General features: G+C 60.2%; 12 protein-coding genes. 6 read left to right on the top strand and 6 right to left on the bottom strand.

Features of this window, described 5'->3' with window-relative positions; translation table 11 throughout:
- Nucleotides 1-18: 18 nt before the first annotated feature.
- Together madL and madM are read left to right on the top strand one after the other, a co-directional pair.
- Nucleotides 19-435 (top strand): malonate transporter subunit MadL, encoded by a 417-nt coding sequence (gene madL / locus PCPL58_RS26215; protein WP_003366092.1) that lies wholly within the window; start codon nucleotides 19-21, stop codon nucleotides 433-435.
- 1 nt (nucleotide 436) lies between these two features.
- Complete coding sequence (gene madM / locus PCPL58_RS26210; protein WP_003366094.1) at nucleotides 437-1,201, top strand: malonate transporter subunit MadM; 765 nt, start codon at nucleotides 437-439, stop codon at nucleotides 1,199-1,201.
- A 66-nt stretch (nucleotides 1,202-1,267) separates the two neighbouring features.
- On the opposite strand, the gene PCPL58_RS26205 is transcribed toward madM, so the two are convergent.
- Nucleotides 1,268-2,194 carry a LysR family transcriptional regulator gene (locus tag PCPL58_RS26205; protein ID WP_065350808.1) on the bottom strand — a complete coding sequence of 309 codons (927 nt, stop codon included), beginning with the start codon at nucleotides 2,192-2,194 and terminating at the stop codon, nucleotides 1,268-1,270.
- A gap of 154 nt (nucleotides 2,195-2,348) precedes the next feature.
- Here PCPL58_RS26205 and trhA point away from each other — a divergent pair, with 154 nt between their 5' ends.
- On the top strand, nucleotides 2,349-2,963 hold the full coding sequence (gene trhA, locus PCPL58_RS26200) for a PAQR family membrane homeostasis protein TrhA (RefSeq protein ID WP_065350807.1): 615 nt from the start codon (nucleotides 2,349-2,351) through the stop codon (nucleotides 2,961-2,963).
- Between the two features lie 106 nt (nucleotides 2,964-3,069).
- Here the strand turns inward: trhA and PCPL58_RS26195 are convergent, their stop codons facing one another.
- Both PCPL58_RS26195 and PCPL58_RS26190 read right to left on the bottom strand, forming a co-directional pair.
- Complete coding sequence (locus PCPL58_RS26195; protein WP_003366101.1) at nucleotides 3,070-3,789, bottom strand: 16S rRNA (uracil(1498)-N(3))-methyltransferase; 720 nt, start codon at nucleotides 3,787-3,789, stop codon at nucleotides 3,070-3,072.
- A gap of 134 nt (nucleotides 3,790-3,923) precedes the next feature.
- Nucleotides 3,924-5,330, bottom strand: coding sequence for an adenosylmethionine--8-amino-7-oxononanoate transaminase (locus tag PCPL58_RS26190; protein WP_065350806.1), 1,407 nt, complete (start codon nucleotides 5,328-5,330; stop codon nucleotides 3,924-3,926).
- Between the two features lie 209 nt (nucleotides 5,331-5,539).
- Between PCPL58_RS26190 and PCPL58_RS26185 the strand changes: the two genes are divergently transcribed.
- From PCPL58_RS26185 to PCPL58_RS26175, 3 genes are all read left to right on the top strand, one after another.
- Nucleotides 5,540-7,414, top strand: coding sequence for a flavin monoamine oxidase family protein (locus PCPL58_RS26185; protein ID WP_003432088.1), 1,875 nt, complete (start codon nucleotides 5,540-5,542; stop codon nucleotides 7,412-7,414).
- A 347-nt stretch (nucleotides 7,415-7,761) separates the two neighbouring features.
- Nucleotides 7,762-8,310: a cytochrome b gene (locus PCPL58_RS26180; protein WP_065350805.1), complete on the top strand. Its 549-nt coding sequence runs from the start codon at nucleotides 7,762-7,764 to the stop codon at nucleotides 8,308-8,310.
- Between the two features lie 27 nt (nucleotides 8,311-8,337).
- Nucleotides 8,338-8,916 (top strand): YceI family protein, encoded by a 579-nt coding sequence (locus PCPL58_RS26175; protein ID WP_002551707.1) that lies wholly within the window; start codon nucleotides 8,338-8,340, stop codon nucleotides 8,914-8,916.
- A 277-nt stretch (nucleotides 8,917-9,193) separates the two neighbouring features.
- On the opposite strand, the gene PCPL58_RS26170 is transcribed toward PCPL58_RS26175, so the two are convergent.
- The 3 genes from PCPL58_RS26170 to ahcY form a co-directional block, all read right to left on the bottom strand.
- Entirely contained in the window at nucleotides 9,194-11,083 is a 1,890-nt protein-coding gene (locus PCPL58_RS26170) for a DEAD/DEAH box helicase (protein WP_003366109.1), read from the bottom strand.
- Nucleotides 11,084-11,394: 311 nt separating this feature from the next.
- Entirely contained in the window at nucleotides 11,395-12,240 is an 846-nt protein-coding gene (gene metF, locus PCPL58_RS26165; protein ID WP_003346344.1) for a methylenetetrahydrofolate reductase [NAD(P)H], read from the bottom strand.
- Nucleotides 12,241-12,390: 150 nt separating this feature from the next.
- Nucleotides 12,391-13,800 carry an adenosylhomocysteinase gene (gene ahcY, locus PCPL58_RS26160; protein WP_003366112.1) on the bottom strand — a complete coding sequence of 470 codons (1,410 nt, stop codon included), beginning with the start codon at nucleotides 13,798-13,800 and terminating at the stop codon, nucleotides 12,391-12,393.
- Between the last annotated feature and the right edge of the window lie 13 nt (nucleotides 13,801-13,813).

Here is a 13,813-nt window from a genome sequence, read left to right as displayed (position 1 = left end):
AACAGAGGAATAACAACAATGATTATCTATGGTGTTGCACTACTGGCCATCTGCACGCTTGCGGGCGTGATTCTCGGCGATATGCTCGGCGTTCTGCTGGGCGTGAAATCCAATGTGGGCGGGGTCGGGATCGCCATGATCCTGTTGATCTGCGCGCGCCTGTGGATGGAAAAACACGGCGGCATGAGCAAGGACTGCGAAATGGGCGTGGGTTTCTGGGGCGCTCTGTACATCCCGGTGGTGGTGGCGATGGCCGCACAACAAAACGTTGTAACCGCACTCAAGGGCGGGCCGGTGGCGGTGTTGGCCGCTGTGGGTTCGGTGGTGCTGTGTGCCTGCACCATCGCAGTGATCAGTCGTACCAATCGCGGCGAGCCGTTACCCAAGGAAGAGCCGCTGCTGACGCCTGAAATCGCCCCGGCTGGAGGTCGCTGATATGTGGGATCTCATCGAGAAGGGACTTGAACACAACGGCCTGATCACCGCATTCGCTTTCGTCGGCATCATCATGTGGGTGTCTGTGGTGCTGTCCAAACGCCTGACGTTCGGCCGGGTGCATGGTTCGGCCATTGCGATTGTCATCGGGCTGATTCTGGCCTGGGTCGGCGGCACCTTGACCGGCGGCCAGAAAGGGCTGGCGGATATCACGCTGTTTTCCGGTATCGGCCTGATGGGCGGGGCGATGCTGCGTGACTTCGCTATCGTGGCGACGGCTTTTGAAGTGCAGGCCACCGAAGCGCGCAAGGCCGGGCTGATCGGCGCCATCGCCTTGCTGCTGGGCACGATTCTGCCGTTTATCGTCGGCGCGAGCATTGCCTGGCTGTTCGGTTATCGGGACGCGATCAGCATGACCACCATCGGTGCCGGGGCGGTGACCTACATTGTCGGCCCGGTGACCGGTGCTGCGCTGGGTGCCACCTCCGATGTGATGGCGCTGTCGATTGCCACCGGCCTGATCAAGGCGATTCTGGTGATGGTCGGCACGCCCATGGCGGCGCGCTGGATGGGGCTGGACAATCCGCGCTCAGCGATGGTTTTCGGTGGTCTGGCGGGTACTGTCAGCGGCGTTACCGCAGGGCTGGCGGCAACCGACCGGCGTCTGGTGCCTTATGGCGCGCTGACCGCTACGTTCCACACCGGTCTGGGCTGCCTGCTCGGGCCATCGGTGCTGTACTTCATCGTGCGCGCCATCGTCGGCTAGGCGCTGTACTAAAAGTGGCTGCGCTCGGTGATGCTTCGTTCGCCGACTTTTCGTACAGAGCCTAGGTCAGGTCATCTGTTCCAGCAGCCGGTTCGCGTACATGCGGCACTCGGCCAACAGCGCGAGCAGGTTGGGATCGCGCTGTTTGGACTTGAGAAAAACAATGCCGATGTGTTGCTGCATCCGGTAGCGGCTCTGCAACGGGATCAGGCGCACGCGGTTTTCATAGACCGCGGCGATTCTTCCCGGCAGCAGTGCATAGCCGACGCCGGAGCTGACCATGCTCAGCAGGGTGAAGATGTCATTGACCTGCATCGCCACCTTGGGCTCGAAACCGGCCTGCCGGAACACGCGGATCCCGTCGCGGTGTGTGGCAAAGCCTTGGGTCAGGGTGATGAACGTCGCTTCGCGCAGATCGCCCAGGTCCACTTCAGGGTGTTCGGCGAACGGTGAGTCGGTGGGGACGGCGAGAAAGATGTCGTCGGAAAACAGCGCCAGATGCTCGCAGTCCGGGTCGTTGGTGCTCTCATCCAGTGACACCAGCATCGCATCGACTTCCATGTTCTTGAGCTTGTAGAGCAGGTCCATGTTCGAGCCCAGAATCAGGTCGATATTCAGCTCGCTGCGGCGGATCTTCAGGCCCATGATCAACTGCGGCACGGTCTTGACGGTCAGCGAATACAACGCCCCCAAGCGAAACCGCGCCGCTGAGAAGCCTGCCGCCTGACGGGTCAGTTCCACCGTGGCGAGCACGTCCTGGACCAGCTTCTGCGCACGCTCTTCAAGTACATAAGCGCTTTCCAGCGGCGTCAGGTTGCGGCCCTCATGCTTGAACAGCGGGCAACGCAACGCACTTTCCAGCGAATGAATGGCGCGGTGCACGCTGACGTTACTGGTCTGCAGCTCCTCCGCTGCAAGTGCCAGATTGCCGGTGCGCATGAAGGCCAGGAATATTTCCAGTTTCTTGAGCGTCAGTTCGTCATCGATCTGCATGTCGTGGCGCTTATGGTTGAGGTGCGCTGATTGTGCACAACTCATGCGTCGATAGCTGCTTAAAATATCCGTCACTGACACGGGTGTTGCGGTTTGTTTCAATAACCCGGAGTCTCTGTTTCCAGTGTTTTCGCCACAAGAGGGTATCGAGCGGATGTACTACGGAGAAAAATTCAATGCCTGGTCGCACTTGGTCGGCGCTGTGCTGGCAGCCGTCGGTGCGATCTGGCTATTGGTCATGGCCAGCCTGCATGGCGATGTCTGGAAAGTGGTCAGCATGGCCATCTATGGTGCGTGTCTGGTGACGCTGTACAGCGTCTCGACGGTCTACCACAGCGTCAAGGGACGCTCGAAATCGATCATGCAGAAGGTCGACCACTTTTCGATCTACCTGATGATTGCCGGCAGCTACACCCCGTTCTGTCTGGTGACATTGCGCGGCGCATGGGGCTGGACCCTGTTCGGAATTGTCTGGGCGCTGGCGCTGATCGGTATCCTGCAAGAGATAAAACCGCGCTCCGAAGCGCGAATCATGTCCATCGTGATCTACGCCGTGATGGGCTGGATCGTGCTGGTGGCCGTCAAGCCACTGCTGGCTGCACTCGGTGTATCGGGTTTCATCTGGCTGGCCGGAGGCGGCGTGCTGTATACCGTCGGCATCCTGTTCTTCGCCTACGACCAGATCCGCCACTTTCACGGTATCTGGCACCTGTTCGTCATCGGCGGCAGTTTGATGCACTTCGTGGCGATTTGTTTTTATGTGCTGTGAAAGTGGCCAGGTTCAGGCCTCAATGGCTGGGTAAATGCAAATCCTTGTGGGAGCGAGCCGGGGTCTGATTCTGAGCGTGCAGCGCGTTTGAGGACGCATCAAATGATCAAAAATCGCCCCACAGCTGTTGCGCCACGCTGAGCGCGACCACGGGAGCGGTTTCCGTGCGCAGCACGCGCGGGCCGAGGCGTGCGGCGTGGAAGCCGGCGTCTTGCGCCTGATCGACTTCCGCATCGTTCAGACCGCCTTCCGGACCAATCAGAAAGGCCAGGCTGGCAGGCTTGTCATGACTGGTCAGAGGTTCAGCCACCGGGTGCAGGACCAGTTTCAGGTCGGCCTCGGTGTGCTTGATCCACTCGGCCAGCGGCATCGGCGCATGAATCACCGGCACCACGGAGCGGCCACATTGCTCGCAGGCGCTGATTGCGATCTGCTGCCAATGCGCCTGACGCTTCTCGGCACGTTCGTCCTTCAGGCGCACCTCGCAGCGTTCGCTGACAATCGGCGTAATTTCGCTGACGCCCAGTTCGGTGGCCTTTTGAATGGCCCAGTCCATCCGCTCGCCGCGCGACAGGCCCTGACCGAGATGAATGCGCAGGCCTGACTCTTGCTGCCCGGCAAAGCTCTCGGTGAGCTGTACATGCACGCGCTTCTTGCCGACTTCCAGCAAGGTGCCGCGAAACTCCTGGCCCGAACCGTCGAACAGTTGCAGCGCGTCACCTTCGGTCATGCGCAACACGCGGCTGATGTAATGCGCCTGGGCCTCAGGCAGTTCATGCTCGCCCAGACTCAGCGGCGTTTCAGTAAAAAAGCGGGACAGTCTCATGGTGTGTCTCGGTTCTGGTGTTCGTTTTGTGATGACGCATTCGCGAGCAAATTGAGGTCGCCCGGACAGGCCCCTGCCAGTGGGAGCGAGCTTGCTCGCGAAGGCGCCAGTCCGGCTGCATTTAATTCCAGCCTTTAACCCGGATCCCTGAAGTCCGGATGAAAGTTCTCGCGCACGGCAACGCTGACGCTGCTACGTGTCGCGATATCAATGCCTTCGCTGGCCACTTCGGCGAGGAAGTCGATTTGCTCCGGCGTAATCACATACGGCGGCAGGAAATACACCACGCTGCCCAGTGGCCGCAGCAGTGCGCCACGTTCCAGTGCATGCTGGAAGACTTTCATGCCGCGACGTTCCTGCCACGGGTAGGCGGTTTTGCTCGCCTTGTCCTGGACCATTTCGATGGCGATCGCCATGCCGGTCTGACGCACTTCCGCGACATGCGGATGATCGGCCAGGTGCGCGGTGGCCGTCGCCATGCGTTGCGCCAGGGCCTTGTTGTTTTCGATGACGTTGTCCTGCTCGAAGATATCCAGGGTCGCCAGCGCCGCCGCACAGGCCAGCGGGTTGCCGGTGTAGCTGTGCGAGTGCAGGAACGCACGCAGGGTCGGATAGTCGTCGTAGAACGCGTCGTACACATCATCGGTGGTCAGGCAGGCCGCCAGCGGCAGGTAGCCACCGGTCAGTGCCTTGGACAGGCACAGGAAATCCGGACGGATGCCGGCCTGTTCGCAGGCGAACATGGTCCCGGTACGGCCGAAACCGACAGCGATTTCATCGTGGATCAGGTGCACGCCATAGCGGTCGCAGGCGTCGCGCAGCAGCTTGAGGTAGATCGGGTGATACATGCGCATGCCGCCCGCGCCCTGGATCAGCGGTTCGACGGTCACCGCCGCAACGCTGGCGTGGTGTTCGGCAAGGGTCTGCTCCATGGCGACGAACATGTTGCGCGAATGCTCTTCCCAGCTCATGCCGTCCGGGCGGTGGTAGCAATCGGGGCTCGGCACTTTGATGGTATCGAGCAGCAACGCCTTGTAGGTTTCGGTGAACAGCGGCACGTCACCGACCGACATCGCCGCCATGGTCTCGCCGTGGTAGCTGTTGGTCAGGGTGACGAAGCGTTTCTTGTCCGGCTGGCCGCGATTGAGCCAGTAATGAAAGCTCATTTTCAGCGCGACTTCGATGCAAGACGAGCCGTTATCGGCGTAGAAGCAGCGGGTCAGGCCCTCGGGCGTGAGTTTGACCAGCCGTTCGGACAGTTCGATCACTGGCTGATGGCTGAAACCAGCTAGGATCACATGCTCCAGCTGGTCGACCTGATCCTTGATGCGCTGATTGATGCGCGGGTTGGCGTGTCCGAAAACGTTGACCCACCAAGAGCTGACAGCGTCCAGATAACGCTTGCCCTCGAAGTCTTCAAGCCATACGCCTTCACCACGCTTGATCGGTATCAACGGCAGATTTTCGTGGTCTTTCATCTGGGTGCAGGGGTGCCACAGGACCTTCAGGTCACGCTGCATCCACTGGTCATTGAGGCCCATTTTCAATCTCCGGGTAGCGACTCGCCTGATGCGAGGACGAACAATCGCGCAAGCCTATGCAATGCCCGGCTGCGGAACAACCTTTGATGCAGTTTTAACGGGCGATGGACATTGCTGGCGGCTATTTGATGGCTCGCGTATCCTGCGCAGCGAGTCGATGTGTCGGGCTGACTTGCCCTATCTTCCCTATGTTTTCTGGAGTTCGCCGAATGCTTTCTGGTTGGCTGCGCGCCTGTGCGCTGATAGTGGCAGGGTTGGTCAGCGTTTCGACGCTCGCCGATGAAAAACAACGAACCGCCATTGTCGTCGGTGGTGGTCTGGCAGGTTTGACTGCCGCCTATGAACTGCAGGCCAAAGGCTGGCAGGTGACGGTGCTGGAAGCCAAGCCGAGTCTGGGTGGACGCTCCGGTCTGGCGACCAGCGAGTGGATCGGCAACACCAAGGCTCAGCCTGTGCTGAACCGCTACCTGGACAGCTTCAAGCTGACGACCGTGCCCGCGCCTGAATTCGTGCGCACGCCCAGCTACTTGATCGACGGCGTGTACTTCACCCAGGCTGACCTGGCCGTCAAACAGCCGGCGACCGCCGAAGCCATCAAGCGCTACAACGACACGCTGGACAACCTCGCGCGTTCGGTTGACGACCCGGAAAACCCGGCGTCCAACAGCACGCTGTTTGCGCTGGACCAGATCAACGTCGCCAACTGGCTGGACCGTCTGAACCTGCCTGCTACGGCGCGTCAGTTGATCAATCAGCAGATCCGTACCCGCTACGACGAGCCTTCGCGCCTGTCGTTGCTGTACCTCGCCCAGCAATCGCGGGTTTATCGCTCGGTCGACGAGCGTGACTTGCGTGCTGCGCGCCTGCCCGGAGGCAGTGCGGTGCTGACCCAGGCGTTCGTCAAGCAACTCAAGACCGTCAAGACCAACTCGCCGGTGACGGCAGTCGTCCAGGAGAAGGACAAGGTCACCGTCAAGGCTGGCGCGACCAGCTACACGGCGGATTACGTGGTCATGGCCGTGCCGTTGCGTTCGCTGGGCAAGATCCAGATGACACCTGCACTGGACGCTCAGCACATGGGCGCGATCAAGAGCACCAACTACGGCTGGCGCGACCAGATCATGCTCAAGTTCAAGACCCCGGTCTGGGACAGCAAGGCGCGCATGTCCGGTGAAGTGTTCAGTAACACCGGTCTGGGCATGTTGTGGGTAGAGCCGGCGCTTAAAGGTGGCGCCAACGTGGTGATCAACCTGTCGGGCGACAACGCGCGCATTATGCAGGCCTTCGGCGACAAGCAGATGGTCGATCAGGTGCTGATCCGTCTGCATGCGTTCTACCCTGAAGCACGCGGTGCGTACACCGGCTATGAAATCCGCCGCTACAGCGTCGATCCGTCCACTGGCGGTTCTTACCTGGCGTTCGGCCCCGGTCAGATCAGCAAATACTGGCGTCTGTGGGAACGGCCGATTCTGCGTGTAGCCTTTGCTGGCGAGCACACCGACACCTTGTACCCCGGCACTCTGGAAGGCGCCCTGCGCAGTGGTCAGCGTGCAGCCGGTCAGGTGCAGGATCTGGCCGCTGGCAAGTCGTTCGAACCGGTCAAGGTTGCACCGCCGAAAGCACCGGCCCCGGCTTCGCAGAAGTCCGAAGGCAATTTCTTCAGCAATCTGTTCGGTGGTTCCTCCGACAAGCCGGCCGAACCTGCCAAGCCGCAGGCTGACAAGCCAGGCTTCTTCTCGCGCCTGTTCGGTGGTGATGAAGCACCGGCCCCGGCCCCTGCGCCGGTAGAGAAGGCTGTAGAGCCTGCCCCAGCGCCTGCACCGGCTGCCGCTCCGGCACCCGTGGTTGCGCCGGTTGTCCAGCCTGCCAAGCCACCGGTAAAAGCCGAGCCAGCGAAGAAGCCGGCGACCAAGGCCGAGCCTGCGAAGAAAGTGCAGAGCAAGGAAGCGGCCAGGAAAGAAGCGGCTAAAAAAGAGGCTGCGAAGAAGGAAGCGGCCAAAAAAGAGGCCGCGAAAAAGGCTCAGAGCAAACCGGCTCCCGCCAAGACCCCTGCTGAAGCAGCGCCTGCAGACGCCAATAACTGACCGTCCGATGGCTGACTGAAAGGGATGCGGTTCATACCGCATCCCTTTTTTTATGCGTGCTCGATTCGTTATATCCCTGTGCTCAAGCCTGATCGTGCCGTTCATCGGCATCGAAAGGCCGATGGTCATTGCAAAGTGTTACTGACGGCAAATTATCGGGATGCTGCTGCAGCGCGGACAGCCTGACACGGCTGAACAGTGGTTCAGGTGTTGAGGGAAGCAACAGAATCGAGGTACGAACTGCCCACCAGACCTATCGTATTGTTCGATATGTCCGAGCGAAATTTTGCGCTTTCATTCGATAGATAAAAAGCTAGTCTGGTAACACTTCTGACAAGGTACTGGTAATGCAGCTACGTAATTCATCCTCTCGCTACGGTCTGGTCAGCATGGTGCTGCACTGGGGTGTGGCTGCTGTCGTGTTTGGAATGTTTGCGCTGGGGCTGTGGATGGTCGGGCTGGATTACTACGATACGTGGCGCAAGGCGGGCCCTGATCTGCACAAGAGCATCGGCATCACGCTGTTTGCGATCATGCTGATCCGCGTGGTCTGGCGTCTGCTCAGTCCGCCACCGCCGCCGTTGACCAGCTACAGTAAGTTGACGCGCATCGGTGCTGCATTCGGCCATCTGTTTTTGTACGTCGTACTGTTTGCCGTGATGTTCGCCGGGTATCTCATTTCCACCGCCGACGGCGTGGGAATTCCGGTATTCGGCCTGTTCGATGTGCCCGCGCTGGTATCGGGCCTTCCTGATCAGGCAGAAACGGCGGGCTGGATTCACCTGTATCTGGCCTGGGTCATCGTGATATTCGCGGGGCTCCATGGTCTTGCTGCATTGAAACACCACTTCATCGATCGCGATGTGACCCTCAAGCGCATGCTGGGTCGTAATTGATTGTTCAACCAAAACGGGAATAAAAGCATGTTGAAGAAGTCTCTCGCCGCTCTGGCTCTGGGTACCGCACTGTTGTCTGCTGGCCAGGCCATGGCCGCCGACTACGTTATCGACAAGGAAGGTCAACACGCATTCGTTGACTTCAAGATCAGCCACCTGGGCTACAGCTTCATTCACGGTACCTTCAAGGACTGGGACGGCACGTTCAGCTTCGACGCTGCCAAGCCTGAAGCCAGCAAAATCAATGTCGAGCTGAAAACCGCCAGCCTGTTCACCAACCACGCCGAGCGCGACAAGCACATCTCCAGCAAGGATTTCCTGGACGTTGCCAAATACCCGGAAGCCAAATTCGTTTCCACCGCAGTCAAATCGACTGGCGAGAAAACGGCTGACGTCACTGGCGACCTGACCCTGCACGGCGTGACCAAGCCAATCGTCATCAAGGCAACCTTCAACGGCGAAGGCAAGGATCCGTGGGGCGGCTACCGTGCCGGCTTCAACGGTACTTCGACGCTGAACCTGAACGACTTCGGCATCAAGGGCCCAGGCCCGACGTCGCAGACGCTGGATCTGGACATCAGCTTCGAAGGCGTACAGAAGAAGTAATTGCACGCTTGATCGACAGAACGCCGACCCTTGGGTCGGCGTTTTTGTGGGTGCGATGAAACTTCCTGAGATGACTATCGTGCCAATGCTCCGCGTTGGCATGCATTTCGTGACGCTCTGCGTCACAGATCGGCGCTGCGCCACCCGCTTAAGATCGGACGCGGAGCGTCCAGGGCTGTGCTACCACGCGGAGCGTGGGAGCGATGATCAACATCCTCCGGGCCCACAAACAAAAACGCCCCGAACAGGTCGGGGCGTTTTTAGTGTTGCGTGGCTGTCAGCTGTCGCGGTTGCGGGTCAGCAGGGCCGGTTTTTCACCGCGTGGGCGGCTCGGCAACTGGTCCAGTTGCTCGGCAGACGGGAAACGGTCGATCTTGGATTCCTTGTGCACGATTTTCGGCTGAGGCTGGCCGTCGCGTGGTGCACGTGCGGCTGGCTCCTGACCTTCACGTGGCAAAGGCTGGTCTTCACGTGCCGGACGACGGCCACGTGGCTGACCATCACGCGAGCGTGGTGCCGATGAACCCGAGCCGTTGCGCTTTGGTGCGCCGCTGCCGGAGCCGTTACGAGCGCCACCGGCAGGGCGACCCTGGTTGGCCGGGCGAGCTGCGCCGCCAGCGGCCGGTGCGGCTGCACCAGGCGCGGCAGCAGGGCGACGACCACGGTTCTGACCTTTGCCCTGATAAGGACTCACGTAGTCAGCGCGATTGCCGAAGTTGTCTACTTCGTCGTCGCGAAACTCGTCTGGCGCACGATCGGCTGCCGGACGCGGTATGGCGGGTTGCGATGCACGCTGTTCGCTGCGAGGCGTGCCCTCACGAGGTTTTTTTTCGCGTGGCTGCCTTGCAGGGCGTTCGCCAGTAGCGGATGCAGCGGCAGGTTTTTCCTTGCCTTTATCCTTGCCCTTGTCGCGACGACCACCGTTGTTCTTGTCACCATCGCCACGTGCAGGGCGTGCGCCACGCGAGTTGCGAACATCCGGACGCTCACGCACTTCCGGCTTCTCAGCCTCGACTGCTGTGATGTCGAAGCCCATCAGGTCGCCGTCGGCGATCTTCTGCTTGGTCATGCGCTCGATGCTTTTGAGCAGCTTCTCTTCGTCCGGCGCAACCAGCGAAATGGCTTCACCCGAACGACCGGCACGGCCGGTACGACCGATACGGTGAACGTAGTCTTCGTCGACGTTGGGCAGCTCGAAGTTGACGACATGCGGCAACTGATCGATATCCAGGCCGCGTGCGGCGATATCGGTCGCGACCATGATGCGTACATCACCTGCCTTGAAGTCGGCCAGTGCCTTGGTACGGGCGTTCTGGCTCTTATTGCCGTGGATCGCGACAGCCGCAAGGCCGTGCTTGTCCAGGTACTCGGCCAGACGGTTGGCGCCGTGCTTGGTGCGGGTGAAGACCAGCACCTGTTCCCAGGCGCCGACAGTGATCAAATGCGCGAGCAGCGAACGCTTGTGGTTGGCTGCCAGGCGGAAAACCCGTTGCTCGATACGCTCGACCGTGGTGTTCGGCGGCGTGACTTCGATGCGCTCTGGGTTGTGCAGCAGCTTGCCGGCCAACGACGTGATGTCATTGGAGAAGGTAGCCGAGAACAGCAGGTTCTGGCGCTTGGCCGGCAGCCGCGCGAGGACCTTCTTGACGTCATGCACGAAGCCCATGTCGAGCATCCGGTCTGCTTCATCGAGCACCAGGATTTCGACGTGGGACAGGTCGACACTGCCTTGACCGGCCAGGTCGAGCAGGCGGCCAGGGCAGGCCACCAGGACGTCCACACCACGGGACATGGCCTGAACCTGAGGGTTCATGCCGACGCCGCCGAAGATGCAGGCGCTGACGAATTTCAGGTCGCGGGCATAGAGCTTGAAGCTCTCGTGCACCTGTGCGGCCAGTTCGCGGGTCGGGGTCAGGACCAGAACGCGTGGTTGACGCGGGCCGTGACGCTGGGATTTGTCCGGAACACCATTGGGAAACAGCCGCTCCAGAATAGGGAGGGCGAAACCACCGGTTTTACCAGTACCGGTCTGTGCCGCAACCATCAGGTCGCGACCTTGCAACACGGCGGGAATGGCCCGCTGTTGCACGGGGGTAGGCTGGGTATAGCCCGCTGCCTCGATGGCGCGGACTAAAGCCTCGGAGAGACCGAGGGAAGCAAAGGACATGAGTAATCCTGTTCTGTTGGAGCTTAAGCTCAAGGGATGTCTTGCCTGGCGCGAATGGCGTGTAAAGACAACGCGATCCCGTCCGGTCCTGCCGGGTCTTCAGTGCATTCCGTGACGTCTGCGCTTGATGAAAATTGCGCTGTTGGCGTGAACGGATGACGATTGCAAGACCGGGCGTCCGGGCGTAAGCCTGGCGGGAAGGCTGGAGTATAACAGAGCGAGCGCAATACGCCGCTTTCCTGCTGCCCAACGGTGTATGAGGCCGCGATCCCCCGGAAATCACCGGTCGGACCGCGGTGCCTCAGCCGTTTTCAGCGTGGCAGTTGCAGGTTGTTCCACACCGCCAGGCTCGGCTCTGCCTGGTTCAGCGTGTAGAAATGCAGGCCGGGGGCGCCGCCTTGCAGCAGTCGTTCGCACATCTGCGTGATGACTTCTTCGCCAAACGCCTGGATGCTTTGCACGTCATCGCCGTAGGCTTCCAGCTGTTTGCGGATCCAGCGCGGGATTTCCGCACCGCAGGCATCCGAGAAACGCGCCAGCTTGCTGTAGTTGGTGATCGGCATGATGCCCGGCACGATCGGAATGCTGACGCCCATCTTCTCGACTCGCTCGACGAAGTTGAAATAGCTGTCGGCGTTGAAGAAGTACTGCGTGATCGCACTGTCGGCGCCGGCGTTGGCCTTGTTGACGAAGTGCTTTAGGTCGTCTTCGAAATTGCGCGCCTGTGGATGCATTTCCGGGTAGGCGGCGACTTCGATGTGGAAATGGCTGCCGCTTTCCTGGCGAATGAAGCTCACCAGGTCATTGGCATGACGCAGCTCACCGCTGGCCATGCCCATGCCGGAAGGCAGGTCGCCGCGCAGTGCCACGATGCGTTTGATGCCCGCATCCTTGTACTGCGCCAACAGGTTGCGCAGGTCGTCTTTGCTGTCGCCCACGCAGGACAAATGCGGCGCAGCAGGGACTTTGATCTCGTTTTCCAGCTGCAGCACGGTATTGAGCGTGCGGTCGCGGGTCGAGCCACCGGCACCATAGGTGCAGGAGAAAAAATCGGGGTTGTACGTAGCGAGCTGACGAGCAACGGTCAGCAGCTTTTCATGTCCAGCGTCGGTCTTGGTAGGAAAGAACTCGAAGCTGAAGCGGCGTTCTTGAGACATGGAGCCGATCTCGTCGTAGGAGCGAACTTGTTCGCGAAAAGGCCGGAACGGCCTTCAGATACTGAGCATCACCGGGGCAGCGAGTGCTGCCGGTGATGGCTGATCACGCTCGATCCGCTTCTGCGTAAGAAGCGGACCGAGCCTGCTCAATCAGTAGCGATACGCGTGCGGCTTGAACGGACCTTCGACGGTCACGCCGATGTAATCGGCTTGGGTCTTGGTCAGCTTGGTCACAACGCCGCCGAAGCCGCGGACCATTTCCAGGGCCACTTCTTCGTCGAGTTTCTTCGGCAGCACTTCAACGGTCAGACGCTCGGCTTTCTTGGCCGGTGCCAGGTCGGCGTACTTCTGCTCGAAGAGGAAGATCTGCGCCAGAACCTGGTTGGCGAACGAGCCATCCATGATGCGGCTTGGGTGGCCAGTGGCGTTACCCAGGTTTACCAGACGGCCTTCGGCCAGCAGGATCAGGTAGTCGTCGTTCTGTGCGTCGAACGAGCCTGGGCCGGTACGATGGATCTTGTGAACCTGTGGCTTCACTTCTTCCCATGCCCAGTTCTTGCGCATGAAAGCGGTGTCGATTTCGTTGTCGAAGTGACCGATGTTGCACACCACAGCGCGCTTTTTCAGCGCCTTGAGCATGTTGGAGTCGCAAACGTTGACGTTACCGGTGGTGGTCACGATCAGGTCGATCTTGCCCAACAGTGCCTTGTCGATGCTCGCTTCGGTGCCGTCGTTCTCACCGTCGATGAACGGCGAAACCAGCTCGAAACCGTCCATGCAGGCCTGCATGGCGCAGATCGGGTCGACTTCGGTCACTTTGACGATCATGCCTTCCTGACGCAGGGACTGGGCCGAGCCCTTGCCCACGTCACCGTAGCCGATCACCAGCGCCTGCTTGCCGGACAGCAAGTGGTCGGTGCCGCGCTTGATGGCGTCGTTCAGGCTGTGACGGCAGCCGTACTTGTTGTCGTTCTTGCTCTTGGTCACCGAGTCATTGACGTTGATGGCCGGGATTTTCAACTCGCCCTTGGCCAGCATATCCAGCAGGCGGTGAACGCCAGTGGTGGTTTCTTCGGTGACGCCGTGGATCTTGTCCAGCATCGCCGGGTATTTCTTGTGAATGATCTCGGTCAGGTCGCCGCCGTCGTCGAGGATCATGTTGGCGTCCCATGGCTGGCCATCCTTGAGGATGGTCTGCTCGATGCACCACTCGTATTCTTCTTCGGTTTCGCCTTTCCAGGCGAACACAGGAATGCCGGCAGCAGCGATGGCCGCAGCAGCCTGGTCCTGAGTGGAGAAAATGTTGCACGACGACCAGCGAACTTCGGCACCCAGGGCAACCAGGGTTTCGATCAGTACGGCGGTCTGAATGGTCATGTGGATGCAGCCGAGAATCTTCGCGCCTTTCAGCGGCTGATCACCAGCGTATTTGCGACGCAGACCCATCAGGGCAGGCATTTCGGATTCGGCGATGATGGTTTCGCGGCGACCCCAGGCGGCCAGGGAAATATCGGCAACCTTGTAGTCATTGAATTCTGCGGGCGTCATTACAGCACTCATTGAGAGTCTCCAT

The sequence above is a fragment of the Pseudomonas cerasi genome, assembly GCF_900074915.1.
GTDB lineage: Bacteria > Pseudomonadota > Gammaproteobacteria > Pseudomonadales > Pseudomonadaceae > Aquipseudomonas > Aquipseudomonas cerasi.
Note: the sequence above shows the minus strand (reverse complement) of the source record. Positions and strands in the feature narration are given on the sequence as shown.